The following is a 25,364-nucleotide window of genomic DNA, read 5'->3' on the forward strand; positions in this document are numbered from 1 at the left end:
TTTGCCGAGCGGCACGGCGCCGGTTGGCGAAGCTGTGCCAAGCCGGGTCAGCCGCCAACGTTTCACCCCCGTGCCATCTTCTCGAACTTCTTCACCAGCCGCTCCCGCTTCAACCGCGACAGCCGCTGGATCCAGAACATGCCGTCGAGCTGGTCGATCTCATGCTGATGGCAGACCGCGCGCAACGCGTCCGACTCTTCGCTTTGCATGTTGCCGTCGATATCCTGATAGCTGATCCGCACGCGGGCGTGGCGCTGCACCTCGTCGTTGACGCCGGGCATCGAGACGCTGCCTTCGCGGTGCATGATCAATTCGGGCGAGGCCCATTCGATCTCGGGGTTGACGTAAGTCTGCGGGCCGTCCTTGGCGTCGAGCTCGAGCACGACGATGCGCAAGGGCACGCCGATATGCGGCGCGGTGATGCCGATGCCGGGCGCGGCGCGCATCGTGTCGAGCAGGTCGGCCGCGAGCTCGCGCAAGCCGTGGTCGAACGTGGTGACGGGGCGGGCCGGCACCGCGAGCCGGCGGTCGGGGTAGCGGACGAGGGGGCGGATGGCCATTCGAGGCTCCTACCACTCACGGATGGTTGAAGCACCCTGTTCTTGACTGCCTACCAACTGGAAGGTAGCTAATGGTCATGGCCAATGTTTCCTCGACCGCCGACGACATCCTGTCCTGCGCGCGCAGCCTGATCATCGCGGGCGGCTACAATGGCTTCAGCTACGCTGATGTCGCCGAGGTCGTCGGCATCCGCAAGCCGAGTATCCACCACCATTTCGCCAGCAAGGTCGATCTGGTTCGCACCCTCGTATCGCGCTACCGCGAGGAAGCCGAGGCGGGACTGGCCGCGCTCGAGCGCAACATTCCGGACCCGCGCGACCAGCTCAAAAGCTATGTCGGGTATTGGGAGGCGTGCATCGCGGATGCGACGGCGCCCTTCTGCGTCTGCGCGCTGCTGGCCAGCGAGCTTCCGATCTTGCCGGAGGAAGTCGCGCTGGAAGTCCGTGCGCATTTCCGTTCGCTCGCGTCGTGGCTGACGTCTGTCATGGAGCGCGGCAAGCGGAAGGGGCGGCTGCATCTCTCCAGCACAGCGAAGGTCGAGGCTGAAGGATTCATGGCGACCGTTCACGGTGCGATGCTGTCGGCGCGCGCCTATGGCGATCCAAAGATGTTCGGTGTGATCACAGGGCCGTTGCTGGAGCGGTTGTCCAGCAAGCACTGAAGATATTGGCGAGACGATAACGACATCCCGCAGGCAAGCGTGGGTGAGCGCATCTCGCTGCGCGTAAAACTACCAACTAGTCGGTAAAGGAGAGAGTGTCGTGGTGCATCATCAATTGAATCTCGTTCGTGCCGACCGTGAGCGGTGGCTGAAACAATACTATTTCGTCCGGGCGACGTTCTCCGTCGCATGGGTCGTTGCCGCATTTGCTGTCGGAGCATCGTCTCCGCCGATCGCCGCTGCCTTGCTCGTGCTCTATCCGGCATGGGACGCCGCGGCGAACTTCGTGGACGCGTTGCGCAGCGGCGGCTTGAACCAAAACCGCACGCAGGCGCTGAACGTCGTGGTCAGTCTGGCGACCACCGTCGCCGTTCTCGTTGCCTTGCAGACGAGCATGAATGGGGTGCTCGGCGTATTCGGCGCCTGGGCTATCCTGTCAGGGTTGCTCCAGCTCGGGACGGCCATCCGGCGCTGGAAGAGTTTTGGCGCGCAGTGGGCGATGGTGCTCAGCGGCGGCCAGTCAGCGCTTGCCGGCGGTTTCTTCATCTTTCAGGCCACGACGCCGATGTCTCCGACGATCGCTGACGTCGCGGGCTATGCCGGGGTCGGTGCGGTCTATTTCCTGGTTTCAGCAGTGTGGCTCACCGTCAGCGCATGGCGCCAACGCGCCAGGCGGGCTCAGCTGGGATGATGCGATGGTGATTTCGGAATAATGACATTATGCCAGTGTTTTGCCCGACGTGTCAAATCGCGATTTGCCATCGCGATGTCTCGGCTTCGCAATTCACCCGCATCTTGAGTCATTGATCCCGCAGGGGTCGGCTACTGTGCATGGGGTTGTTTTCAACATTGTTGTTGGCGACAATGCTGCCAACAACAAGTTGCGGAGGAAAACTTCATGCGCAGGATCGCAATCGCACTGGCGGCAACCATCGCAGCCGCAACGCCCGCTGCGGCCGATTATCTGGTCAAGGAGGTCGGCAGCTTCCATATCGGCGGCCACACCGAAACCCTGAGCGGGCTGCCGTCGAAGGAGATCGTGTTCTCGCCCGGCGCTCCGCCGATCAAGGTCGATCCGAACGGCGAGTTCGAGGTCGAGCAGATGTATGTCCAGTTCGTCAAACAGGCCGCGCCGAAATCGAAGCTGCCGCTGCTGCTCTGGCATGGCGGCGGGCTCTCGGGGGTGACGTGGGAGACCAAGCCCGACGGCAAGCCGGGCTGGCAGCAATTCTTCCTCAATGCCGGCTATGACGTCTACGTTTCCGATGCGGTCGAACGCGGCCGTGCCTCCTGGGCGCGCTATCCGGAGATCTTCAAGAGCGAGCCGTTCTTCCGGCCCAAGAAGGAGGCGTGGGAGCTGTTCCGGATCGGGCCCAGCTATGAGGTCGGCGGCAAGCGCGAAGCGTTCGAGGGCGAACAATTCCCGATCGAGGCGTTCGACCAGTTTGCCAAGCAGGGCATTCCGCGCTGGGCCACGAACGATGCGGCCACGCAAAAAGCCTATGACGCGCTGGTGCAGAAGGTGTGCCCGTGCATCATCCTGGTCCACAGCCAGGGCGGCAATTTCGGCTTCACCGCCGCGCTCAATGCGCCCGACAAGGTGAAGGCGCTGATCACCATCGAGCCGTCGGGTGCACCGGATCCGGCGAAGGCCGATGCGGCAAAGCTCAAGGGCGTGCCGCATCTGATCGTCTGGGGCGATTTCCTCGACAAGGTTCCGGTATGGTCGAAGCTCGTGGTCAACCCGACCAAATGGGGGCAGGCGGTCGCGGCCGCCGGCGGCAAGGTCGATACGTTCGAGCTACCGAAGATGGGCATCAAGGGCAACACCCACATGATGATGATGGACCGCAATTCGGACGATGTTGCGCGGCTCGTCAACGACTGGATCGAGAAGCAGGGGCTGGCCAATTAGGGGTGGCGCGCGGCAGGGTAACGAGGAGTTCCCGTCGGCCAGAAAATCAGGTGAAGGATTGTCGGCCCGCGCCGTTCCCATTCGTCTTCCACCCAGACAGACCTGACGGGAGACCAAAATGAACGCTTCCTCCTATCGCTGGGTGATCGTCGCCGCGGGCGGCTTGCTCGGCTGCGTCGCGATCGGCGGCATGTTCTCGCTGCCGGTGTTCTTGCAGCCGATCGCCAAGGACACCGGCTGGTCGGTGACGGGCATTTCCAGCGCGATGACGATCGGCTTTCTGGCAATGGCCTTCACCAGCATGGCCTGGGGCACGCTGACGGATCGTTTCGGGCCGCTGCCGGTGGTGCTGACCGGATCGATCGTGCTGTCGCTGAGCCTGTTCGCGGCGAGCCATGCGACCTCGCTGCTGGCGTTCCAGTTTGTGTTCGGCCTCCTGGTCGGTGCCTCCTGCGCGGCGATCTTCGCGCCGATGATGGCGACCGTCACCGGCTGGTTCGATACGCATCGCAGCTTGGCCGTGTCGCTGGTGTCGGCCGGCATGGGTGTGGCGCCGATGACGATGGCGCCGCTCGCGGCCTGGCTCGTTTCCAACCATGACTGGCGCACCGCGATGCAGATCGTGGCGCTCGTGGTCGGCGCGATCATGATCCCGGTCTCGTTCCTGGTGCGCCGCCCGCCCGCGCTCGCGCACGCTGTGGCCGCACCAACGGGCAAGGGTGCGGCGCAAGGCGAGATGTCGATGGGCGAGGCGTTGCGCTCGCCGCAATTTTTGATCCTGCTCGCGACCAACTTCTTCTGCTGCGCCACTCATTCCGGGCCGATCATCCACACCGTCAGCTATGCCGTCAGTTGCGGCATTCCGCTGGTCGCGGCGGTGACGATCTACAGCATCGAGGGTTTTGCCGGCCTCGGCGGGCGCATCGCCTTCGGCCTGATGGGCGACCGCTTTGGCGCCAAGCGCGTGCTGGTCTCGGGTCTCCTGTTGCAGGCGTTTGGCGCGCTCGGCTATGTCTTCGCGCATCAGCTTGCGACGTTCTACGCGGTCGGCGCCGTGTTCGGGTTCATCTATGCCGGCACCATGCCGCTCTATGCCGTGCTGATCCGAGAAAACTTTCCGCTGCGCATGATGGGCACGGTGATCGGCGGTACCGCCATGGCCGGCAGCCTCGGCATGGCCACGGGCCCGCTTGCCGGCGGCCTGATCTACGACGCCTTCTCCAGCTACGCCTGGCTCTACATCGCCTCCTGGGCGATGGGCCTCGGTGCGTTCCTGATGGCAATGAATTTCCGGCCGTTTGCCAAGCCGCAAGGCGAGGTGGCGCCGGCGGCGGCGTGACCAGGTCTATGACGGGATACGCTTCTCGAAGAACAGGTCCGGGTAGGGATCGTCGTTGAAGCGCGGAATCTCGGTCCAGCCCATGGTGCGATACAGCTGGCCGGCCTCGGGCAGCGCGCTGTTGGTGTCGAGCCGCAACAGCGCGATACCGAGCCCTCGCGCGGCATCTTCAGCCGCGTCCATCAGGCGCCGGCCGAGCCGCAATCCGCGCGCGGCGGGGGCGACCCAGAGCCGCTTGATCTCGGCGTAGCCGCGATCGGTTCCCTTCAGGCCCACACAGCCGATCGGCAGCGTGTCCGACATCGCGACGATGAAGGTGCCGCGCGGACGGCGCATGTCCTTGGCATCCGGGTCTCTCGAAAGAGAAACGTCAAAACCCTGTTTGAAGCGGCGACCGAGCTCGGCGTAATACTCGCCGAGGCAATAGCGGGCCTCATCGCTCTGCGGGTCCATCTCGGCGAGCGCGACGCGGTCGCGCGTCAGCGCCGAGGCGATCAGGTCCATCGCCGCCAGCAGCGCATCGCGCTGCGAATGCTGCGCCAGGAAGCCCTCGGCCTGCGCGTTCGACAACGCCTCATAGGCCGCGAACTCGCGACGACCCGTGCGCGTCAGCTTGGCCACGCGGCGGCGCGCATCGTCTTCGCGCGGTGTGGTCTCGACCAGCCCTTCGTCCTCGAGGCTGCGCAGCAGGCGGCTCATCAGGCCGGAATCGAGAGCGAGATAATCGCGAATCTCGGCCACGTCCGAGCGTCCGTGCCCGATCGCGTTCAATACGCGCGCCGCGCCCAGCGGCCGCCCGCGCCCGAGGAATGAGGTGTCGAGCGCGCCGACGGCGGAGGTGACGGCACGGTTGAAACGGCGGACGCGGGAGACGGGATCGAGCATGATGTCTGACTTTAGTCAGATATCTATTCGAGGTCAATTGAGGAGAGTTCACGCGATTTACGGCAGGCCTTTCCAAGATGCCGCGGGACCAAGGGGGACGATGCAATGGCCGGCGGCCCGATACACGGGCCGGCTTATGCGGCGATCTGCCTCTCGACGGCAATGTTCAACTTATGGTAATATAGTTCTTTGCATCTCGTAGAGATAGTGTTTGCGCCATTATTTGCCCAGCAAGGTATTCGAAGGAGGTTTTCATGTCGCGCGCTCCCAAGAAGTCCAAGACGAGCAAGGCATCGACGAGCAAGACGCATCAGCCCGGTAATCCATTCGCTCTGTCGGGGAAATCGAGGGATAAGCCCAGCGCGCACGAGGTCATGACCGGCGTGCGATGTGACACCGAAGGCCTCGGTCATCATACGCCTCGCGGCCGCTCCCCCCTTGAAATCGTTGTCGACGCTTCGGAGGGGTTCATCCCGCTTTGGGCAAAGGACACCACGCTCCGCTGGCGTTTTCGCGACAGGTCCTTTGCACATTTCGCCAGTCCTTCGGCCGCCAAGGCTTCCGTTGAACAATTGGTCGCCAAAGCGATCCTGGCGTGGGGAGACGCCGCGCCGGTGAAGTTCGCGAAGCGGGACGATTCCTGGGATTTCGAGATCGTGATGAAGGCGGCCGATGATTGCGACGGCGGCGGCTGCGTGCTGGCGAGCGCGTTCTTTCCCGACGCCGGCCGGCATAAACTCCTGGTCTATCCTCGCCTGTTTCAACAGAGCCCCGAAGAACAGGTAGAGACCCTGATTCACGAAATCGGGCACGCTTTCGGTTTGCGGCACTTCTTTGCCCTCGTCAGCGAGACGTCGTTTCCCGCGGAGGTCTTCGGTACCCACAGCAAGTTTTCGATCATGAACTATGGCCCGGACAGCAAGCTGACCGCCGACGACAGGCTGGATTTGAAGCGCCTTTATCAGCAGGCCTGGAACGGTCAGCTGACACACATCAACGGAACGCCGATCAGGTTCGTGAAACCGTATCACGACAGCGGCACTGCCGCCGAAAGCCCTGTCGCTCTCGCCGCGATGCGAACGATCGTTACGCCTTATCGCGAACCACGCTAGCGGCTCTCTTACGACAGGCCGGGATGCGATTGACGCTGCGCGGATTGGATCGCGCCGCGCGGACGGCTATTGTCATCGCACCAGCGTCAGCAGCGGCTTGTTCTTCTCGACGATGTAGGTCGCAAGCTCGCTCGCAGGCACCGTGCCCACGTTCTTCGCCGCGTGCACCGTCCCGGCGGGAATGAACAGCACGTCGCCCGCTTTCAGCGTCACCGGCGGCTTGCCCTCGACGTCGTATTCGATGGCGCCGGCCAGCACGTAGATGATCTCTTCGCCGGGATGGGTGTGCCGGCCGAACGCGACGCCTGGGGCGAGGTCGACGCGCACCTGCACGGCCTCACGCCCGGGGGCGCTAAGATCGTGGCGCTGGAGGTCGGTGCGCGTCACGCCGGCCGGCTGTGCATGTGCTACCGTCGGCAGGGTAAGGAGATTTGTGGCGAGGATGCCTGCGCTCGCCAGCGCGCGCACGGCTCGCAAAAGGGAATGGCTCATGGTCGGCTCCTTGATGGTCGCCTGGTGGCCCGCGTCGCGCGGACCCGGCTGTTGGGACCGGGCCGCGTCGCGCAGTTTCAGACGAAAGCCGTGGTCACCTCGATCAAGACGCGGCGCGCGTTCGGAGACAACAACTGCCTCCGACGCGGATATGAAGGGCGAGCGCGCGCTAGCTACAGGCTGCCTGCGGAATCATCCACGTCGCAAAGGTCTGCCACAGGCCGTCCTCGCGGCGGCGCTGATAGGCGACGAAGTCGGCGCCTTCGCCGTGCACCAGTTCGTAGCGGTGGGTCTTGGTGGATGCAGTGTTGGACTTGGTCATGGAACCTCTCCATCTCAAATGAACTTTCCATTGAGCTAGTTGCGGTGCAGCATGACGCCAGTGGGAGGATGAGGATCATCTCATCACGTTGTGGAGAGGGACGAGCCCGGCCATCCGCCGGCTCACGCGGCCCCGGCGCTCGCGCTCAGTCGAGCCCCAGCGCCTTGCGCGATTTGCGCGTGAGTTTTGCGACGATCAGAGCATGGGCCTGCGCGAGATAGGCGGTCAGCTCCGCATCGGGCAGCGCGTTGTTGCCGACGAGCTGCACCCATTTGGCGCGTGCCAGATACGGTGCCGGCCGCGCAACACCGTGCTCGATCAGCATCGCATAGGCCATGTCCGAGACCTTGAACATGTAGCCGCCGGAGCTTGCCGCAAAGCCGCCGCCGAGCGCGAACATCTTGCCGCCGACCTTGAACACGGAGGTGCCTTCCCACTGCACGACCTTGGTGGCGGCGGGCAGGCGCAGGCAGCGCGTTTCGAATGTCCTGGGTGTCATGCGATCGCAACCGGGAGGTGGGACATGGACGTGCCGTTATGGCAGCATGCGCCCGCCAACGAGGGATGAATTGCCATGTCGCGCGTTTCGATCAAGACCAGGGACGATCTGCCGGAGGCGCTGAGGCCGCTGTGGGACAAGATGACGACCTACGGTGCGTTCGAGAACCAAGCCGGCGTCATGGCGCATCGCGCGCCGATCTTCAAGCACATGTGGTCGCTGCTGGTCGACCTCGCCGAAGAAGGCAATGTGTCGAAGCGCCATCTGGAATTGGCGCTGGTGACGGTCTCGCTGCTCAACAAATGCGACTATTGCGTCTCGCACCACGCGCCAAAGCTGGCAATCCAGGGCGTGTCGGAGGAGGGCGCGGCGCACCTCGTCGACTACAAGGACCATCCCGAGCTCGATGAGCTGGACAGGCTCGTCGTCGAGTATTCCATCGCGGTCACCAATAACTGGAACAAGACCCGCGACGAGATCTTCGCCCGCCTGCGCGCCCATTTCTCGGAAGCTCAGATCGTCGAGCTGACCTGGCGTATCGCGCTGTGCGGCGCGTTCAACCGCTTCAACGACATTCTTCAGCTCGAAGTCGAGCAGGGCGTGCCCCACAGCGAAGCCGCCGAGTAACGCTGCGCCGCCGGCGGCGCTGGTCCCGCCGTGATCGGCGCAGAGGTCCCCGATCACGGATTTGTGGGTTGCGGCCATCCTATCGCAAATTATATCGTAAGATATGTTTTACAAAAGGACTTACGATATGCGACACGGACGAGACCACCAAGACTTCCATTTCGGGCATTTCGCCCACTTGGCCATGGGCCGGCACGGCGGAGGGCGGCGCTTTGGCCGCGGCGGGCATGGCTTCTTCGGGCGCGGCCCGGGCGGCGATTTTCCCGGCGCGCGGCGGCTATCCTCGCAGGACCTCCAACTCGTGATCCTGGCGCTGCTCGCGGAAAAACCGGCGCATGGCTATGAGCTGATCAAGATCATCGAGGAGCGGTCCGACGGCTTCTACACGCCGAGCCCGGGCGTGATCTATCCGGCGCTGACCTATCTCGAGGAAGTCGGCCACAGCAGCGTCGCGCAGGATGGCGGCCGCAAGCTCTACAGCATCACGCCGCAGGGCGAGGCGTATCTTGCCGAGAACCGCTCGACGGCGGATGCAATCCTGCAAGCGTTGTCGCGGATCGGCCGCCGCATGGACGAGGTGCGCGAGGCCTTTGCCGGCGTCAGCGATCTCGATACGGACGCTTCCGACGAATTGCACCGTGCCCGCCACAACCTCAAGCGCGCACTGCGCTCCAGGCACGGCAGCGATTCCGCCGAGGCGCGTCGCATCGCCGCGATCCTGGATCGCGCAGCCGTTGAAATCCTCGGCAAGTGAGGTTCGACATGAATGATCAGCCTCACAGCCCGATTCAAGATCCCCGCGTGAAAGCCGTGCTCGCGCGCCTGCAAGGCGCGCGGCAGCGTCCATCAGGCGGGGGCCCGCGCGGCGCTTTCAATAGCCGCGATCCCCACGCCTATGCCGAGCAGGGATTTTCGATCCATCCCGAGCAGGGTGAATTGATCTATCTGCTCTGCCGCGGCCTGCGCGCCACGCGCGTGGCCGAGTTCGCGACTTCCGTCGGCCTGTCCACGCTCTATTTCGCCGCCGCCATCCGCGACAATGGCGGCGGCACTGTCATCGGCTCCGAGATCGTGCCGGCGAAGGTCGAGACCGCAAAGCGCAACCTCACTGACGCCGGCCTTGCCGACTACGCTGAGATCCGCGAGGGCGATGCACGACAAACCTTGCGCGATCTCGGCGGCCCCGTCGACTTCGTGCTGATCGATGGCTGGCCGGGCGAGGGAGGTCCTTCGCTGGCGCGCGAGGTGATCGAGATCGTCGCGCCGCAGCTGCTTGTCGGCGGCTACGTCATGAACGACAATGCCGAGCCCGACTATCTCGACTTCATCCGCGATCCCCAAAACGGCTTCGTCTCGATGACGCTGCCGCTCAAGGGAGGCACGGAATTGTCGTTGAAGGTGGGGTGAGCCGTCAGGCGCCATCGCTGGCACGATACGCGTCGGGAACGATGAACACCTCGTCGGCGCGGCCATAGCCGCCGTCGCCGACTTCCTCGATCAGCACCATCGTGTGCGGCCGCGCCGCTTCTCCGAAATAGTCGACGAACAACGCGGTGAGGTGCTGCACGATCTCGGCTTTCTGACTCCGTGACAGCGCGGCCTGCGGGATCTTGATGTTGGCGAACGGCATGCTGACTCTCCTCGATTGACTGGACCCGAGAGATACCGGATCGCCGCTGCCGGATAATCGCGCGAGACTTGCCATGACCTGTCGGCTGTGGTGAACAATCGCCATGGACCGATTTGATGCGATGCGCCTGTTCGTCCGCCTCGTCGAACGGAAGAGTTTTACGGCTGCGGCGGCCGACCTCGGCATTCCCCGCTCGACGGCGAGCGAGGTGTTGCGCGGTCTCGAAGCGCGGCTGGGCGCGCGCCTGCTCGAGCGGACGACGCGGCACGTCACGCCGACGCTCGACGGCGAGGACTATTATCGCCGCTGCGTTGCCATCTTGGCGGAGGTCGAGGAAGCCGAAACCGCGATGCGCGACGCGCGGCCGCGCGGTCTCTTGCGCATCGACGCGCATCCCTTGCTGACCCGCACCTTCATCCTGCCGCATCTGCCGGAATTTCTGGCGCGCTATCCGCAGCTCGAACTGCAGATCGGGCAGGGCGACCGCCTGGTCGATCTCGTCCGCGAAGGCATCGATTGCGTGATCCGCTCGGGCGAGCCCGAGGACAGCGGGATGATTTTGCGCCGGCTCGGCACCATCGCGGAGATCACGGTGGCGAGCCCGGCCTATATCGCCAGCCACGGCATGCCCGTGGCGCCTGATGCGCTCGACGGCCACCAGATGGTCGCCTTCGTCTCCTCGCGTACCGGCGATGTGCTGCCGCTCGAATTCTCCGTCGCAGGCGAGCTTCGCCACGTCGTGCTGCCGAGCCGCCTTCGCGTCAACAATTCCGACACCATGGCCGATCTCGCGCGGCTCGGTTTCGGCCTTGCCCAGGCGCCCCGCTATCGCTTCGCGGACGATCTCGCCAGCGGCGCGCTGGTCGAGGTGCTCGCGGATTACCCGCCGTCGCCGACGCCGCTCTCCGCGCTGTTTCCGCAAAACCGCCAGCTCGCGCTGCGCCTGCGCGTGTTCCTCGACTGGATATCCGGGATCTTTGCCGAGGCGAAGCTGTAAGTATGGATTTGTAGCCCGGATGGAGCGAAGCGCAATCCGGGACCGTTGCGTCGGCGAGCGTGAAACCCGGATTACGCTTCGCTCCATCCGGGCTACGATAATGCACCCGCGGAGAGACTCTGGATTGCTTCGCTGCGCTCGCAATGACGGAACGAATAGTGTCACGCTGGGCCTACCATGCGCCCCTCTTTGTGAGTTGTGCCCCGGCCACGAGCCGTTACCATGCGCGCGCTCCCGGAACACGGGAGCCAGCAGCGACCGGGAGGCGATATGAGTGGGCAGGAGCGCAAGGTGAAGGGATCGGACCTGTTTGTCGCAGCGCTCGAGAATGAAGGCGTCGACCGCATTTTTGGCGTGCCCGGCGAGGAGAACCTCGATCTCGTCGAATCGCTGCGCACCTCCAAGATCGAGCTGATCCTGACTCGCCACGAGCAGGCCGCCGCCTTCATGGCCGCCACGCACGGGCGGTTGACCGGCAAGCCCGGTGTTTGTCTCTCCACGCTCGGCCCCGGCGCGCTCAACCTGTCCACTGGAGCTGCCTATGCCCATCTCGGCGCGATGCCGATGATCCTGATCACCGGCCAGAAGCCGATCATGAGCAGCCGGCAGGCACGTTTCCAGATCGTGGACGTGGTCGCGACCATGAAGCCGCTGACAAAACTGTCGCGGCAGATCATCAGCGCCTCCAGCATTCCGACTGTGGTGCGCGACGCCTTCCGCGTGGCGATGGAGGAGCGGCCGGGACCAGTGCATCTCGAGCTGCCCGAGGACATCGCGGGCGACGAGGTGCCTTACGCTCCCGTGATCCCGGTCCATCCGATCGAAATCCCCGTCGCCCATCGCGCCGCGCTTGATCGTGCGGCCGAGATGATTTTGGCTGCAAAGCGTCCATTGGTCATGATGGGGGCCGCAACCAGCCGGCCAAGCTCGACCCACGGCATCGCAAGCTTCGTGCGGCGGACCGGCATTCCGTTTTTCACGACCCAGATGGGCAAGGGCACGGTGCCCGGCGGCACCAATCTCTACATGGGCACGGCGGCGCTGTCCGAGCGCGACTATGTCCATGACGCGATCGATGCCGCAGATCTGATCGTGGCGATCGGCCACGACCCGATCGAGAAGCCGCCCTTCATCATGGGACCGTCAGGGCCGAAGGTCATTCACGTCAGCTACACCACGGCGAGCGTGGAGCTGGTCTATTTTCCCGATGCCGAGGTCGTCGGCGACGTCGGCCCGAGCCTGGAGCTGCTGGCCGATCGCCTTGAAGGCAAGCTGCCGCAGGCCGCGGCGCTCTTGCCGCTCAGGGAAGAGATTCTCAGTCATATTGCCGACCGCGCCACCGAAGAGCGCTGGCCACCGACGCCGCAGCGGATCGTGCACGACATCCGCCAGGTGATCCCCGAGAACGGCATCGTCGCGCTCGACAACGGCATGTACAAGATCTGGTTCGCGCGCAACTACCGCACCCGCGTTGCCAACACGTTGCTGCTCGACAATGCGCTGGCGACCATGGGCGCAGGGCTGCCGTCGGCGATGATGGCCGCGATGCTCTATCCCGATCGCCGCGTGCTCGCGGTTGCCGGCGACGGCGGCTTCATGATGAATAGCCAGGAGATGGAGACGGCCGTTCGCCTCAAGCTCAACCTCGTCGTGCTGGTGCTCGAGGACAACGCCTACGGCATGATCCGCTGGAAGCAGGCCGTCGATCATTTTGCCGACTATGGCATGACCTTTGGCAATCCGGATTTTGTGCTGTACGCAAAAGCCTATGGCGCCAAGGGCCATCGCATTGCGAGCATCGACAGTTTTGGCCCGACGCTGGATGCGGCCTTCAAGGAAGGTGGCGTGCATCTGGTCGTGATCCCGATCGACTATTCGGAGAATGTGCGCGTGCTGGTCGATGAGCTGCGGGCACACGAGAAGGCGAAGGCGTGAGAACGAAGGTCTCGTGCCCCGGACGCAGCGCAGCGCCCCTTCGGCGGTGCGCTGCAGAGCCGGGGCCCATGCATCAGCAAATTCTGCGGCTTTCTGGGTCCCGGCTCTGCGCAGCAACGCTGAAGCGTTGCAGCGCGTCCGGGACACGAGGGGAGCACTTGTCTCGCGATCCTCGATCACTCACACTCCCATCATCCAACCAACCACAGGAATATGAAATGACTCGCGTTCGCTGTATCACCGAGATGGGCATGGGCGTCGACGTTCACGGCAGGGACGCCACCAAGGCGGCGAAGCGGGCGGTGTCGGATGCGATCAGGCATTCGAGCCTCGGCTTCTTCCGGATGATCGGCAAGACCGCGAACGACATGTTCGTCGACGTCACGATCGCGGTACCCAATCCCGAAGCCGTCGACAAGGAGGCGGTGGCCAAGGAGCTTCCTTACGGCACCGTGACCGTCAACGCGGTCAAGGGCGGGCTGGAGATTCCCTCGGCGGCGGAACAGGCTAACGACCCTATCCTCATCGCTAACGCGGCCGTCATCGTCAGCTTCGAGAAGGACTAGGCCGGTGTCCGACAGCGATGAGCGGCTTCTGGATCGTCCGATCTGGAGCGCGCTGACGACGAGCCAGAAGCATCTGGCGGAGGGCGGGCCGCGCGCGATGCGCTATCCCGTGGACATGACTCCCTTTGCCGACATGGTCGATATGTCGGCGGCAAGCTTTGCCGCGCTCGGCGATCTCCTGCCGGATTCGCAGGTCGCCGCGCTGTTCACGCCGGAGCCGGTTATCGTTCCCGACGGCTTCAAGGTCGTACTGGCCGAGACCGGCGAGCAGATGATCGGCTCGCCGGCCGATAGTCCGCTTCGCGAGGTCGAGATCGTCACGCTCGGCAAGGCGGACGTTCCCGCGATGCTGGCGTTGACTGCGCTGACCAAGCCCGGGCCGTTCGCCGCGCGGACGCACGAGCTCGGAACATTCCTCGGCATCCGAGCCGGCGGCGAGCTGGTCGCGATGACCGGCGAGCGGATGAAGCCGGGCAATTTCACTGAGATGACGGCGGTCTGCGTGCATCCCGATCACCGCGGCCGCGGCTACGCGCAGGCGCTGCTTTCGGCCGTCGCGCGCCAGATCGAGGCGCGCGGCGAGATTCCGTTCCTGCACGTGTTTTCCAGCAATGCGTCTGCCATCGCCCTCTATCAGCGGCAGGGCATGCGGATTCGCCGCCGCCTGCACGTCACGGCATTCATGAAGCAGGGATGATGGCCCGGATTGCGCCGGGCCGCAGGCCTCAGGTCTTGTAATCGACGAGCAGCGAACTCGCCGAAGACGAGTTGGAGTTGCCGCTGGAGCTGTAGGAAGTCGACTGGCTGGTCGCGCTCTGAAGCATCGCGATCAACTCCTTCATCAGCTCCGCGGTGGTGGTGGAAGACGAGCTCGAGGAGGAATCGGTCGAGGATGTTGAGTCCGTGCTGCTCGTGCTCGATGAGTCGCTGCTTCCATCCGGCGGCGGAGGCGGGCCACCGGCGCCATTTGTGCTATTGGAGAGGGTGTTGGAGAACACGTTCTTCAACTCGCTGGCCTGGTCGCTGGTCAGCTTGCCGCTCGACACCTCGCCCTGGATGAGGTCGTCGATCTTGGACTGCATCTCGTCCGACGAGGGTGGCGACGAGGAGCTGGAGCTCGAGCTCGACGCGCCGCTCTTCATCGCCGAATCGATGTCGTCGAGCGCGGAGGAGAGCGCGGATGCGTCGCTCGAGCTGATCGTGCCCGCCGAGACTTCCTTGGTGAGCTCGCTTTTGAGGCGGTCGAGCGGGGAGTAGGAGTTAGTGGTCGTTGCAGAGATCGAGGTCATTGCTGGTCACCCCTGGTGAAAATGAAGATACGCAGAACATGCGGGTGAGGCTAAAGGTCGCGCGATTAATGAGGTCTTTCCGCAAAGGTTGCAGCGCTTTTCGTTGTGTTGCTCGCGCCCGGGACGAACACGCGGTGAAACAAAAATGTGGGTTTTCCGACGCGTCCGGAGCCTCCTGCGAACGGGCTTCCCCGCAGCCGATTCGTCGCTATATCCATCTCAACCAACTCGGGGAGGGACCAATTCATGGACGCCAGGGCAACCGATTTTTCCGCCGTGCGGACGGCGATGCAGCGCTATGTCGATGCGGAGATCATCCCCGGCGCGTCCTGGGCGGTGCTGCGCGGGCGTGAGGTGGTCGACCAGCAATGCGTCGGCTTCGCCGACCGCGAGGCCAAAACCGTACTCCAGCCCGATCACATTTTTCGTGCGTACTCCAACACCAAGATCTTCGTCACGTGCTCGATCATGCTGCTGGTCGAGGAGGGCCGCATCGGGCTAGATGACACGATCGAGAAATTCCTGCCGCAGCTTGGCAATCGCAAGGTGCTGAAACAAGGCGCGGCAAGCCTTGCCGATGTCGAGCCGGCGAACAGCCCGATCACGATCCGGCAGCTCCTGACCCACACCTCCGGCCTCAGCTACGGCATCTTCGATCCCGGCTCGGTGCTGTTCAAGGGCTACAACGCAGCCGGCGTGCTCAATCCGCTGACGCCGCTGACCGACATGATCGACAAGCTCGCCGATCTGCCGCTGTCCTATCATCCCGGCACAGGGTGGGAATATTCGGTGGCGACCGACGTGCTCGGACGCGTCGTGGAGGTCGTCTCGGGCAAGTCGCTCGATTCTTTCCTCAAGGCGCGCATCTTCGATGCGCTCGGCATGACTGATACCGGCTTCCACGTGCCGGAGGCGCAGCAGGGCAGGCTGGTTGCGCACTACACCGGCGCCGATGTGCTCGATCCGATGAAGCCGGGCCTGACGCGCGCCGACAATCTGCCGTATCCGCAGGCCTATCGGCGGCCGTTCCCGCGGCTGTCGGGCGGCGGCGGCCTGGTCTCGACCTTGCCTGATATGCTCGCGCTGGTGCGCGCGCTGCTGCCGGGATCGGATGTGCTGCTGAAGCCCGAGACGTTGCGGCAGATGATGACGAACCAGCTGCCCGCGGGGCAGGCCATCCGCTTTGCCAATCTCGGCCCGATCCCCGGAAAGGGCTTTGGCCTCGGCGGTGCCGTCACCTTTGCGCCGATGCCGTTCGATCCGCCGAACTCAACCGGCGAATTCCAGTGGGGCGGGCTTGCCGGCACCCATTGGTGGATTTGCCCCGAGGCCAATACCGCCGGCGTGCTGATGGCCCAGCGCCACATGGGCTTCTGGAATCCGTTCTTCTTCGAGTTCAAGCGTCTGGCCTACCAGGCGGTCGGCGGCTGATCGCGAAAAAAATGCCGGCCTCCGCGAATCCTTTCCGGCCGTCGCGTCCTCTTGTTGGTCGAGGCAGTCCGCCTCGGCTCGCGTCGGAGGATTTGATGGCATTCTATCGGAAGAATATCGGCGGCCTGCATCAGGCGGTGCGGGTCGCCGCAGGGATTGCGGTGGCGATTGCCGCGTTCGTGTATCTCACCGGCGCGGCGGCGTGGTTGGTGGCGCTCGGCGGCGGTGGCTTCGCGCTGACGGGGCTCGTCGGCTACTGCCCGATGTGCGCGATGGCCGGGATCGGACGAGGGGGAGTGTCGTGAGTGCGGTTGCGATCTCGCCCAACCTGTTCGAGGCGGCGCGGCTCGGCGATCCCCAGGCGATCGCGTCCCTGCTGGAGACGGCGCAGCCTGACATTCGTCGTTATGCACGCGCGACCTGCCGCAGTTCGGCGGATGCCGAGGATGCCGCGCAAGAGGCGCTGTGGATCCTGTTCCGCCATGTTGGCAGCATCCGCTCGATGCTGGCGCTCTCGGCCTGGCTGTTCAGCGTGGTCCGTCGTGAATGCCTGCGGCTCGCGCGCAGGGCCGGCCTTGCGCCGGCGATCAACGAAGGGGAGGCGGAGGCGCTGCTGCTGTCGCGCCCGGAAGTCGAACTGCGGCTCGACGTGGCCGCGGCGTTCGAGGCGCTGCCGACGCACTATCGCGATGTCGCGCTGATGCGGGACGTCAAGGAAATGACCATCGAGGAAATCTCTGCTGCACTCGGTGCGTCGAGGCAGACCGTCAAGGCACGCCTGCACCGCGCCCGCGCCCTGATGCGCGAATATCTGACGAGGTGAGCCATGACTGATTATCAAACCCCCGACGATCTGAAATCGATTCCGGCCTTCGTGGCACTGGCTCCGGTCGAGGCCAAAGCGTTCATCGCGTTCAATCATGCCGTCGAGCGCAAGGACGGATTGATCCCACCGAAATATCGCGAGCTGATTTCGCTCGCGGTCGCGCTCACCACGCAATGCGCCTATTGCCTCGACGTCCATACGGCGCAAGCGGCCAAGGCCGGCGCGACGCGCGAGGAGGTGGCCGAGGCAGCGCTGATTGCGGCAGCCGTGCGCGCCGGCGGCACACTTGGCCATGCGCTGCTGGCGCAGCGTTTGTTCGAGAAAAATCAAGGTGATGGTGAAACATAGATGATGCAGGCGGGAGGCATCGCCTCCCGCCCACTGTTTGCGTCAATCCTTCCACGGATCGAACTCGCCTTCGCCCGCCATGGCGACGGCGAACGGCCGCAGCGTGTGCAGCACCCGCACGGTGCCGGCGTGCTGCGCTAGCACGTCGGGCAAGCGGCGATAGGCCATCGGGCTCTCGTCGAGGTCGGCACCGATCAAGGTGACGCCACGCTCGTTGAGCCAGCGGTCCATCTCCGGGCGCGAGAAGCGCCGCTTCGCTTCCTTGCGTCCGAACATGCGGCCGGCGCCGTGCACGGTCGAGTAGAGCGAGGCCCTGGCTTCCGGACTGTCGACGCCTTCGAGGATGACGGCGTCGTCGCCCATCGAGCCGCCGACGAATCCCTTCTGGCCGGGAAACGCCGGCGTCGCGCCCTTGCGTACCACCCACAGATCACGCCCGTCGTGGGTCTCACGCCAGGCATAGTTGTGGTGGTTGTGCACGCTCTCGGTGACGCTGCCGCCGATGATCTGGCGGACGCGATCGACGACCCATTCGCGGCCCGCATAGGCGTAGCGCCCGGCGAGCTGCATCGCCGCGATGTAGCGGCGGCCGAGCTCGGACTCCTCGTCAACCACGGCGGGCGGGACGTGCATGCCGTCCTTGCCGCCGGCGGCCTTGAGGTAACGCGTCGCGGAAGTATGCCCGAGACCGCGGCTTCCGAAGTGGACACCGATCCAGACAAAGCCGTCCTCGTCGCGCATGAGGTCGACATAGTGGTTGCCCGATCCGACCGTGCCGAGCTGGCTCACCGCTTTCTGGCGGTAGGCCTCCATGTCGCTCTCGCGCCAGGCATCGCCGTCGTCGAACAGATCGTGCTCGGCCCGTTCGACGTTGGCGCGGCCGACACCGAACGAGATCACCTTGGCGACGTCGCGGATGATCGTGGGCACGCGGCCTGCGATGTCGTCGAAGCGCGTGTCGAGCTTCGCAGCCATGTTGCCGCAACCGATGTCGAAGCCGACGCCGGAGATGCTGATCTGCTTCTCATATGCGATGACCCCGCCGACCGGCTGGGCGTAACCGAGATGGCCGTCGGCGCAAATCACGCCGGACACGACATTGCCGACCGCCATGCAGTTGCGCATCTGCGCCACGGTCGAATCCTCGTGCGGGCCGAAGATTTTCAGCGGTGCATTCTGGAACCGGGCGGCCTGCGGACGCAAATTCGCGATCTCGCTCGCGGTGGCGTTGGCCTCGCGGGCGAGGTGCTCCTTGCGTGCAGCGTCCCGGTACGAGCACCAGGCCGGCTGGCCGCGTCCTTCGCCGACGCGCGAGTCGGGATCGACGCCGGCGGCGAGGCAGAGTTCGCGGGCGCGTTCCATGTAGGGATCGGATCGTCGCATGGTCGTGTGTCCTGCATTGCATCCCACGCCTACCATAAAAGAAGCGTGCGGATCATTTCAGAGGTTTCGAGAGCCCCGGGCGCGTCTTGCGTCCGGGGCCGTTGTCGTTGCGCATCAGTTGCGCGCCGTCTCGGACGCCGCGATCCACGCGACCACGGCCTCGGAGAAGCCGTTGACGCGGGTCCAGGCGCCGTGGCCGACACCGTGCTGATACGAGGCCACGTTCACCATGGTGCCGCGCGCCTTGGGCTCGGGCACCTGGTCGTGGCTCTGCTCGTCGGTGAAGACGATCAGGCGATCGCCCTTGCGGTCGATCCCGGCGATAGCCTTGCCGAGATAGGTCGCACCGTGCGGCTGCGAGTTGATGATCGCGTCCCGCAGTGCGAAGCCGCGGCGGGGCGGGACCTTCACGACCTCATTGCTGAAGGTGAAGATCTCGACCTCGTCGCAGATCTCACGTGCGAGGATGGCCAGGCCACACGCCGCCTCCGCGCGCGTCATTTCCGACTGCGCGGAGAGGGCCGCGAACATCGAGCCCGACACGTCGATCAGGAGCCTGGTACGGCCCGGGAGCCGAACGTGATCCTTGACCGACTTGAGCATCGCAGCCTCGAGCTCGGGCTCGAAGTCCGGCGCATAGCGCGCCGCCGTGATGAAGCGATAGGGAAGGATACGATCCGTCCGCATCGCCTCGATTGCGCCTGCGATGGTCTCGCGCGGGACTTCTGCGTTCTGCATCAGCCGCAGATTGCGCAGGAGCGCCAGGCCGCCGAGCTTGCGCTCGGCGATCAGCCGCTCGAAGGTTTCGCGCTTGCGCTTGCTCTTGCCGGCCGAGAGCGAGACCTCCCAGGTGTCGGGGGAGGCGAGCTCGCCGTCGACGAGCTGCTTCCACACCTTGGCCTGGTCGGCGTCCTTCGGCTTGGCGTGCACCAGGAACAGCACGTCCCTGATCCGCACCGCACCGTCGCGGTCCCACTTGGCGAGCTGGTAGGCGTCGAACTTGGTCAGCGCGCGGGCAAGGCCCTTCTTGACCTGCGCGGAGACCGGCTGACGCTTGCGCTGCTGCTGAGGACCGAGTGCATCGGCCCAGTAGATCGCGAGCAGCTCCGTCATCTCGTCGGGGCGCTGGATCACCTGGGCGAGCGTGTCGGCAACGAGGGCGCGGTGCTTTTCGCTGCGCGCCATCTCGCGGATGACGAGCAGCGGCGCGTGCCGCAGCTTCATCACCTCGCGCGCCTCGATCGCAAGCTGCGCCACGCGGGCAGGGGCGACCTTGGGCACGAGTGCCTTGATGCGGTCGGCGATGGAGACGCCGTCCTCGTAGAACTGGTTCTCCCACAGGAGGCAGTTCATCAGCGCGCGCTTCAGCTCCATCTCGGGCGTGAAGCGAATGGCGCGCGCGCCCTCACGCGTGAAGGCGCGAACGATCTTGTTGAGCCTGACCATGACGGCCTCCTCTGGGTTTGACGGGGACATGAAAACGGGTGCCGGGGAACAAGCGAGGCTGATCGTGCTCTACCAACTGAGCTACGGACTGACGTCCGGGAGGGCTCGAACCTCCGACAGCGAAGTAACAGCGCTCTTCACCACCGGCGGTGGGGACGAGAAGGACACGATCCGGGAACGGACGATTGCTGTGACCCGGCAAGCAAAAGCCTGCCGGAAAGCGCTCTGGCCATTGAGCTACCGGTGCATGGCACACCGGGCGGGATTCGAACCCGCGTCTCTCGCTTTGGAGGCGAAGTAACAGAAATCTTCACCACGGACCGTGATGGGGTTGGCGGGGAACGGGCGATGCTGTCGCTGCTCTGTGAGCTTACTGAGCTACGGCATTTCAGCCGGCGGGAGTTGAGCCCGCGACCTCCGGCCCAGAAACAAGGCCGGCGCTCTACCGAAGTAACAGGCATCTTCACCACCGCCAGGCCGATGCTTTCGCATCGGCCGTTGATGGGTACGCTGGGGAACGGGCGATGTCGGCGTCAGTGACGACAACACAGGCCTGTCCTTGCGGACAAATCCTGCGCCGGGCCGCGTGCAAGCCTCTCCCAAGGCCGCATCCCGGTGCGTGTGTCAAGGGCGGGATTCGAACCCGCTTTACCGTGAAGAAGTATCCGACATCTTCACCACCAGCGTCGGTTGAGCCGCGATCATCGCGGCAAACCGAGTTACAAAAATTCTGTCGCGGCGCTGTCGACGCGCCGCACTTTGCGAACCATCGGGGTTCGCTCTGCCATCGGTGTCCGGCTCATCGCCTCGTTCCCTCCGGCAGGCCCCGCGCACTTGGGCACGCGCATCTCCAGCGCGAGCCCCGAGATCCGGGTCTCTCGTTCCGGCGATTGCCGGGATGTTCGATGGGGCCGCGGAAGGCAACAAAAAACCCTCCGGAGCGGCAGGCTCGGGAGGGTCCGTGAGAAACGGACTATCGATCTTGCGGTCAGGCAAGATCGCTCCCATGAGCCGGACATCCGACATCGAATAGCTTGGAGCTATTCAGCGTGCGGACAATTCTTTCGTAGCGGTTCAGCATCGCTCGGTTCATGGTGTCTGTCGCGAACGGAAGTGTTCGCGAGGCCGCGGGAAATACGCCTGCAACTTGCGGATGTCAAGCGACGCGCGTGTGAAAATTGAAAATGACGGACGCATGACGTGCCAAAATATCTCGGTCTCGATGGATTTCGTTTCGGCTGGGTTGCTGCGTGGATCGACGAGCATGGCGATCATGGTTTTGATTATTCGCCGGGCCTCACGCGATTGCTCGCGATGCCGCATGCGCGGGCGATGATCGACATGCCGATTGGTTTGGACGTGAGCGGCTATCGCGTTTGCGACCTGCGTGCGCGCGAACTGGTCGGCGCTGCGGTGTTCCTCGGCGCGCGGCGTGACCTCTGGACATTCCCCGACATGGCGGCAGCCAATCGCCACTACTGGAAGCATGAAGGCAAAGGTAAGGGTGTGTCGGCGCAACTCTGGAATATCCGGGACAAGATCAGGGACGTCGACGAGATCATGACGCCGGCGCGGCAGGCGACGATCGGCGAAGCGCATCCGGAATTGATCTTCTGGAATCTCGCAGGCCGCGTGCGGCTTGAACCCAAGACGTCACCGCGAGGTCGCGAGCAGCGAGTCGCGTTGCTGAGAGATCGTGGCTTCACAAAAATCGAAAGATGGCTGAAGCTTCGCTACGGCACCGGCATCGGCCGCGACGATCTCATCGATGCCTGTGCCTGCGCCGTTGCGGCGCGCGACAGCACGCAGCGTGTCGGCGGGGAGGAGGTCGATCCGCGCGGATTGCGGATGGAGATCAATTATTGAACCTTGCGTCGTTCCACTCGTTGCCTAGATTAGACACGCATCAACATCAGATTGCAGGTCCCGATGTCCGATCTTTCCTCTTTTCCCATCACCAAGCGCTGGCCGGCCAAGCACCCGGAGTTGCTCCAGCTCTATTCGCTGCCGACGCCGAACGGCGTCAAGGTTTCGATCATGCTGGAGGAGATCGGGCTTCCCTACGAAGTCCATCTCGTCGATTTCGGCAAAGACGACCAGAAGACGCCGGAATTCCTCTCGCTCAATCCGAACGGCAAGATCCCGGCGATCCTCGATCCCAATGGTCCCGGCGGCAGGCCGCTGCCGCTGTTCGAGTCCGGCGCGATCCTGCAATATCTCGCGGAGAAGACCGGCAAGCTTTTGCCGGAGGATGCAGCGCGTCGCTATCAGACGCTCGCGTGGCTGCATTTCCAGATGGGCGGCATCGGGCCGATGTTCGGCCAGGTCGGCTTCTTCCACAAATTCGCCGGCAAGGATTTTGAGGACAAGCGGCCCCGCGATCGTTACGTCAGCGAGGCCAAGCGTCTGCTCGGTGTGATGGAAACGCATCTCACGGGCCGGCAATGGTTTATGGATGACGACTACACCATCGCCGACATCTCGATGCTCGGCTGGGTGCGCAACCTCAACGGTTTCTACGGCGCCGGCGATCTCGTCGGATTCAGCGAGTTCAAGTCGGTTGGCGCGTGGCTGGAACGCGGCCTTGCGCGCCCGGCCGTGGAGCGCGGGCTGAACATTCCGAAGCGGCCGTGAGCTAGCTCAACGCCTTGTAGGTCATGTAGAGCGCCATCAGCGAGATGAGGGCGATCATGGCCCAGCGCAGCACCGATTTGCTGACGCCATTGGCTGCGCGTGCGCCGAGATCGGTGCCGATCCAGAGGCCGGCCAGAATGCCGACGATGGCCGGCCAGCCGACCATGAGGCCCTTGCTCCAGTAGATTGAGGCCGCCGGAATGTTGGCCGGGATCACCGAGAAGATGAGGCTGACGAGCTGCGCCTGATGTTGCGGCACGCGTAGCCCGGCGGTGAGCCCGACCGTGATCGCGAGGCCGCCGCCGATCCCCATGAAGCCTGAGGAAAAGCCGGCCAGCGTGCCGATGAGGAACAGGGGTAGCCAAGGCAGCTTTTCGCTGTCGCGGGTCTCGCTGCTCCCATTCTTTCCCTCACCGCGTACGATCAGAAGAACGAGCAACGCGACGAGATAGACGACATAGGTCCATTGCAGGACTGCGTCGGACACCGTGGCCGCGCCATAGCCGCCGCCCGCACCGCCGACGAGAAATCCGATGCCGATCCAGACGATCCATAGCAAGGGACTGCGATTGCCGTTCTGCCAGTAGCGGCGCACGCCGGCGAGACCCGTCGGAGGGATTTGCGTGATCAGCGAGGTGCCCTGGGCGACGTGTTGCTCGGCGCCGAGCAACAGCACCGAGAAGATCACGAGGCCGCCACCGGGGCTCGTGCCCGTGAAGCCCGATGCCAGCCCTGCGACCAGACCGACACCGCCACCGGCGATGAGTTCGTGAAGCCAGGACATCGGCTACGTCCTGGTTCGTCGCTTGATGTCGGGCTTGGTACGAAATCCTTCGATCACGCCGGTGACTGCGGCCATGCAGCCCTCGACGTCAAAATCCTCGCCCCAGCATTTTTGCAGCACAAAGCCCTGGAAGATCGCGATCAGCACGCGTGCGATTGCTTCCGCGCCGAGATCGCGCTTGATCAGGCCGTCATGCTGGGCGCGCTCGACCAACGCCACGATCAGGGCGCGCGGCATGTCGATGCCCTCGACGACGCTGGTGCGGACGCGGCGGTTGCGCAGCGCCTCGGCCCAGCCATGGATGCCGACGCGACGGCGAGCCTCGCCGGCGGGATCGGTGAGCCATTGTGCGTAGACGCGCACAAGCGCGTGCAGTCCTTCGATCGGATCGCCCGATCCTTGCGCCACCGAATTGAGCACGGTTTCGCGGCGATGCCGGTCGTCGGCGAGCGCCTCGATCAGATCGTCCTTGCTCTGGAAGTAGAGATAGACCGCACCGTGGCTCAAGCCCGACCGTTTAACGATGTCGGCCATGCTGGTCTGGTGAAAGCCGTCCTCGGCGAAGCAGGCAAGCGCGGCTTCGAGGATCTGCTGCCGCCGGCCTTCGCGCTGCTTGTCGCTGATCTTGGGCATTTTGGCCGTCCATAAATAACTGACAGGTCGATCGTTTTAGCTATGGGCTAGAAAGTGCCGGAACAGGGCCGATCTGGATAAAAAACGATCAGTCAGTCATTTTTATTGGCAAAATGGATTTTGGTCAAGTCCGGGTCGCCCGGAGTGGGGCACCAGGGGAGTAAACCGCGGTTAGTGCGCCGGCAGACGCGACGCTGCAGCTCGATCGCGCGCGGCTAAAACAGCCGTCCGCCGTTCGGCACGGGCTTGCCTGGCTGCACCAGCACGACCTTGCCGTCGGCATCCGGAAAGCCGAGCGTCAGCACCTCCGACACGACAGGTCCGATCTGGCGCGGCGGGAAATTGACGACGGCCGCGACCTGTTGCCCGACCAGCGTTTCGAGCGGATGGTTTTCGGTGATCTGCGCCGAGCTCTTGCGCACGCCGATGGCGGGGCCGAAGTCGATCCACAGCCGCCAGGCCGGCTTGCGCGCCTCCGGGAACGGTTTTGCATCGACGATGGTTCCGACGCGGATATCGACTGCGAGGAAGGTGTTGAAGTCGATGGTCGGCGACGCGGTCGCGGCGGGATCGTGGGTGACGTGCATCAGGTGTCCGTTCGGATGGCTTCGTTCGCAATATTGTCGCGCGAAGCAGAGTTTCGTACAACGCCGCAGCCGAAGCACCACGCATGCGCGAGGAACTGGTCTTGCCCAACATTATCTATGGCATCAAGAACTGCGACACCATGAAGAAGGCGCGCACCTGGCTCGACAGCCATGGCGTCGCGTATGAATTCCACGATTACAAGGCGGCGGGCGTCGAGAAGGACAAGCTCAAGCAGTGGAGCGACAAGGTCGGCTGGGAGACGCTGCTCAATCGCGCCGGCACGACCTTCAAGAAGCTTCCCGAGGCCGACAAGGAAGGCCTCACCGAGAAGAAGGCGCTGGCCCTGATGCTAGCGCAACCATCGATGATCAAGCGGCCTGTGCTGGAAGTCGGTGGCAAGCTGCTGGTCGGCTTCAAGCCGGATATCTATGTCAAGGACGTCAAGGCCAAGTAGGATCAGA

31 protein-coding genes are annotated in these 25,364 nt (G+C 64.2%); 19 read left to right on the plus strand and 12 right to left on the minus strand.

The annotated features are described in order from the left end of the window. Positions 1–62: 62 nt before the first annotated feature. Positions 63–560, minus strand: a complete 498-nt coding sequence (locus tag BMW89_RS10680; RefSeq protein WP_092025556.1) for a peptide deformylase — start codon at positions 558–560, stop codon at positions 63–65. Positions 561–637: 77 nt separating this feature from the next. On the opposite strand from BMW89_RS10680, the gene BMW89_RS10685 reads away from it, so the two are divergent. The 4 genes from BMW89_RS10685 (at position 638) to BMW89_RS10700 (ending at position 4,476) form a co-directional block, all read left to right on the plus strand. Next, complete coding sequence (locus BMW89_RS10685) at positions 638–1,222, plus strand: TetR/AcrR family transcriptional regulator (protein WP_092026298.1); 585 nt, start codon at positions 638–640, stop codon at positions 1,220–1,222. Between the two features lie 100 nt (positions 1,223–1,322). Further along, entirely contained in the window at positions 1,323–1,913 is a 591-nt protein-coding gene (locus tag BMW89_RS10690; protein ID WP_092025559.1) for a DUF308 domain-containing protein, read from the plus strand. A 207-nt stretch (positions 1,914–2,120) separates the two neighbouring features. Continuing rightward, positions 2,121–3,137: an alpha/beta hydrolase gene (locus BMW89_RS10695; protein WP_092025561.1), complete on the plus strand. Its 1,017-nt coding sequence runs from the start codon at positions 2,121–2,123 to the stop codon at positions 3,135–3,137. A gap of 118 nt (positions 3,138–3,255) precedes the next feature. After that, on the plus strand, positions 3,256–4,476 hold the full coding sequence (locus tag BMW89_RS10700) for an MFS transporter (RefSeq protein WP_092025564.1): 1,221 nt from the start codon (positions 3,256–3,258) through the stop codon (positions 4,474–4,476). A 6-nt stretch (positions 4,477–4,482) separates the two neighbouring features. Here BMW89_RS10700 and BMW89_RS10705 read toward each other — a convergent pair whose 3' ends face one another. Then, positions 4,483–5,361 carry a bifunctional helix-turn-helix transcriptional regulator/GNAT family N-acetyltransferase gene (locus tag BMW89_RS10705; RefSeq protein WP_092025567.1) on the minus strand — a complete coding sequence of 293 codons (879 nt, stop codon included), beginning with the start codon at positions 5,359–5,361 and terminating at the stop codon, positions 4,483–4,485. A gap of 254 nt (positions 5,362–5,615) precedes the next feature. On the opposite strand from BMW89_RS10705, the gene BMW89_RS10710 reads away from it, so the two are divergent. After that, positions 5,616–6,473 (plus strand): matrixin family metalloprotease, encoded by an 858-nt coding sequence (locus BMW89_RS10710; protein ID WP_244547570.1) that lies wholly within the window; start codon positions 5,616–5,618, stop codon positions 6,471–6,473. Between the two features lie 72 nt (positions 6,474–6,545). On the opposite strand, the gene BMW89_RS10715 is transcribed toward BMW89_RS10710, so the two are convergent. The 3 genes from BMW89_RS10715 to BMW89_RS10725 all read right to left on the minus strand — a co-directional run bounded on the left by BMW89_RS10715 (position 6,546) and on the right by BMW89_RS10725 (position 7,786). Next, positions 6,546–6,965, minus strand: coding sequence for a cupin domain-containing protein (locus BMW89_RS10715; protein WP_092025570.1), 420 nt, complete (start codon positions 6,963–6,965; stop codon positions 6,546–6,548). Positions 6,966–7,134: 169 nt separating this feature from the next. Beyond that, positions 7,135–7,287: a hypothetical protein gene (locus BMW89_RS10720; protein ID WP_092025572.1), complete on the minus strand. Its 153-nt coding sequence runs from the start codon at positions 7,285–7,287 to the stop codon at positions 7,135–7,137. Between the two features lie 145 nt (positions 7,288–7,432). After that, positions 7,433–7,786, minus strand: coding sequence for an MmcQ/YjbR family DNA-binding protein (locus BMW89_RS10725; RefSeq protein ID WP_092025574.1), 354 nt, complete (start codon positions 7,784–7,786; stop codon positions 7,433–7,435). Positions 7,787–7,861: 75 nt separating this feature from the next. On the opposite strand from BMW89_RS10725, the gene BMW89_RS10730 reads away from it, so the two are divergent. The 3 genes from BMW89_RS10730 (at position 7,862) to BMW89_RS10740 (ending at position 9,820) form a co-directional block, all read left to right on the plus strand. Then, complete coding sequence (locus tag BMW89_RS10730; protein ID WP_092025576.1) at positions 7,862–8,413, plus strand: carboxymuconolactone decarboxylase family protein; 552 nt, start codon at positions 7,862–7,864, stop codon at positions 8,411–8,413. 127 nt (positions 8,414–8,540) lie between these two features. After that, the gene (locus BMW89_RS10735; RefSeq protein ID WP_092026304.1) at positions 8,541–9,167 is read left to right on the plus strand and encodes a PadR family transcriptional regulator; all 627 of its coding nucleotides are present in this window, start codon (positions 8,541–8,543) and stop codon (positions 9,165–9,167) included. 8 nt (positions 9,168–9,175) lie between these two features. After that, positions 9,176–9,820 (plus strand): O-methyltransferase, encoded by a 645-nt coding sequence (locus BMW89_RS10740; RefSeq protein ID WP_092025579.1) that lies wholly within the window; start codon positions 9,176–9,178, stop codon positions 9,818–9,820. 4 nt (positions 9,821–9,824) lie between these two features. On the opposite strand, the gene BMW89_RS10745 is transcribed toward BMW89_RS10740, so the two are convergent. Then, positions 9,825–10,043 carry a tautomerase family protein gene (locus BMW89_RS10745; protein ID WP_092025582.1) on the minus strand — a complete coding sequence of 73 codons (219 nt, stop codon included), beginning with the start codon at positions 10,041–10,043 and terminating at the stop codon, positions 9,825–9,827. A gap of 103 nt (positions 10,044–10,146) precedes the next feature. Between BMW89_RS10745 and BMW89_RS10750 the strand changes: the two genes are divergently transcribed. From BMW89_RS10750 to BMW89_RS10765, 4 genes are all read left to right on the plus strand, one after another. After that, positions 10,147–11,040: a LysR family transcriptional regulator gene (locus BMW89_RS10750; RefSeq protein WP_092025585.1), complete on the plus strand. Its 894-nt coding sequence runs from the start codon at positions 10,147–10,149 to the stop codon at positions 11,038–11,040. A gap of 270 nt (positions 11,041–11,310) precedes the next feature. Further along, positions 11,311–12,975 carry an acetolactate synthase large subunit gene (locus BMW89_RS10755; RefSeq protein ID WP_092025588.1) on the plus strand — a complete coding sequence of 555 codons (1,665 nt, stop codon included), beginning with the start codon at positions 11,311–11,313 and terminating at the stop codon, positions 12,973–12,975. 218 nt (positions 12,976–13,193) lie between these two features. Next, a complete protein-coding gene (locus BMW89_RS10760) occupies positions 13,194–13,541 on the plus strand; it encodes a Lin0512 family protein (RefSeq protein ID WP_092025591.1) in 348 nt (115 codons plus the stop codon). Between the two features lie 4 nt (positions 13,542–13,545). Continuing rightward, positions 13,546–14,238: a GNAT family N-acetyltransferase gene (locus BMW89_RS10765; RefSeq protein WP_092025593.1), complete on the plus strand. Its 693-nt coding sequence runs from the start codon at positions 13,546–13,548 to the stop codon at positions 14,236–14,238. Positions 14,239–14,266: 28 nt separating this feature from the next. On the opposite strand, the gene BMW89_RS10770 is transcribed toward BMW89_RS10765, so the two are convergent. Continuing rightward, entirely contained in the window at positions 14,267–14,830 is a 564-nt protein-coding gene (locus BMW89_RS10770; RefSeq protein ID WP_092025595.1) for a hypothetical protein, read from the minus strand. Positions 14,831–15,076: 246 nt separating this feature from the next. Between BMW89_RS10770 and BMW89_RS10775 the strand changes: the two genes are divergently transcribed. The 4 genes from BMW89_RS10775 (at position 15,077) to BMW89_RS10790 (ending at position 17,435) form a co-directional block, all read left to right on the plus strand. Beyond that, the gene (locus BMW89_RS10775; protein ID WP_092025598.1) at positions 15,077–16,261 is read left to right on the plus strand and encodes a serine hydrolase domain-containing protein; all 1,185 of its coding nucleotides are present in this window, start codon (positions 15,077–15,079) and stop codon (positions 16,259–16,261) included. A gap of 95 nt (positions 16,262–16,356) precedes the next feature. After that, positions 16,357–16,566 (plus strand): YgaP family membrane protein, encoded by a 210-nt coding sequence (locus BMW89_RS10780; protein WP_092025601.1) that lies wholly within the window; start codon positions 16,357–16,359, stop codon positions 16,564–16,566. Continuing rightward, the gene (locus tag BMW89_RS10785; protein WP_092025604.1) at positions 16,563–17,084 is read left to right on the plus strand and encodes an RNA polymerase sigma factor; all 522 of its coding nucleotides are present in this window, start codon (positions 16,563–16,565) and stop codon (positions 17,082–17,084) included. Before BMW89_RS10780 ends, BMW89_RS10785 begins: the two co-directional genes overlap by 4 nt. Positions 17,085–17,087: 3 nt before the next feature. Continuing rightward, positions 17,088–17,435, plus strand: coding sequence for a carboxymuconolactone decarboxylase family protein (locus BMW89_RS10790; protein ID WP_092025607.1), 348 nt, complete (start codon positions 17,088–17,090; stop codon positions 17,433–17,435). Between the two features lie 42 nt (positions 17,436–17,477). Here BMW89_RS10790 and BMW89_RS10795 read toward each other — a convergent pair whose 3' ends face one another. Together BMW89_RS10795 and BMW89_RS10800 are read right to left on the minus strand one after the other, a co-directional pair. Beyond that, complete coding sequence (locus BMW89_RS10795) at positions 17,478–18,818, minus strand: RtcB family protein (protein ID WP_092025610.1); 1,341 nt, start codon at positions 18,816–18,818, stop codon at positions 17,478–17,480. A 114-nt stretch (positions 18,819–18,932) separates the two neighbouring features. After that, positions 18,933–20,264, minus strand: coding sequence for a TROVE domain-containing protein (locus BMW89_RS10800; RefSeq protein WP_092025614.1), 1,332 nt, complete (start codon positions 20,262–20,264; stop codon positions 18,933–18,935). A 1,200-nt stretch (positions 20,265–21,464) separates the two neighbouring features. Between BMW89_RS10800 and BMW89_RS10810 the strand changes: the two genes are divergently transcribed. After that, positions 21,465–22,130, plus strand: a complete 666-nt coding sequence (locus tag BMW89_RS10810) for a DUF429 domain-containing protein (protein ID WP_092025620.1) — start codon at positions 21,465–21,467, stop codon at positions 22,128–22,130. Positions 22,131–22,193: 63 nt separating this feature from the next. Next, positions 22,194–22,898, plus strand: coding sequence for a glutathione S-transferase family protein (locus tag BMW89_RS10815; RefSeq protein ID WP_092025623.1), 705 nt, complete (start codon positions 22,194–22,196; stop codon positions 22,896–22,898). A 1-nt stretch (position 22,899) separates the two neighbouring features. On the opposite strand, the gene BMW89_RS10820 is transcribed toward BMW89_RS10815, so the two are convergent. From BMW89_RS10820 to BMW89_RS10830, 3 genes are all read right to left on the minus strand, one after another. Next, a complete protein-coding gene (locus BMW89_RS10820) occupies positions 22,900–23,682 on the minus strand; it encodes a sulfite exporter TauE/SafE family protein (RefSeq protein WP_092025626.1) in 783 nt (260 codons plus the stop codon). 3 nt (positions 23,683–23,685) lie between these two features. Next, a complete protein-coding gene (locus tag BMW89_RS10825; protein ID WP_092025629.1) occupies positions 23,686–24,315 on the minus strand; it encodes a TetR/AcrR family transcriptional regulator in 630 nt (209 codons plus the stop codon). A gap of 215 nt (positions 24,316–24,530) precedes the next feature. Then, entirely contained in the window at positions 24,531–24,902 is a 372-nt protein-coding gene (locus BMW89_RS10830; protein WP_092025632.1) for a tRNA-binding protein, read from the minus strand. Positions 24,903–25,003: 101 nt separating this feature from the next. On the opposite strand from BMW89_RS10830, the gene BMW89_RS10835 reads away from it, so the two are divergent. After that, entirely contained in the window at positions 25,004–25,357 is a 354-nt protein-coding gene (locus BMW89_RS10835; protein ID WP_092026307.1) for an ArsC family reductase, read from the plus strand. Positions 25,358–25,364 lie beyond the last annotated feature (7 nt).

The sequence above is a fragment of the Bradyrhizobium sp. OK095 genome, from assembly GCF_900109945.1.
GTDB lineage: Bacteria > Pseudomonadota > Alphaproteobacteria > Rhizobiales > Xanthobacteraceae > Bradyrhizobium.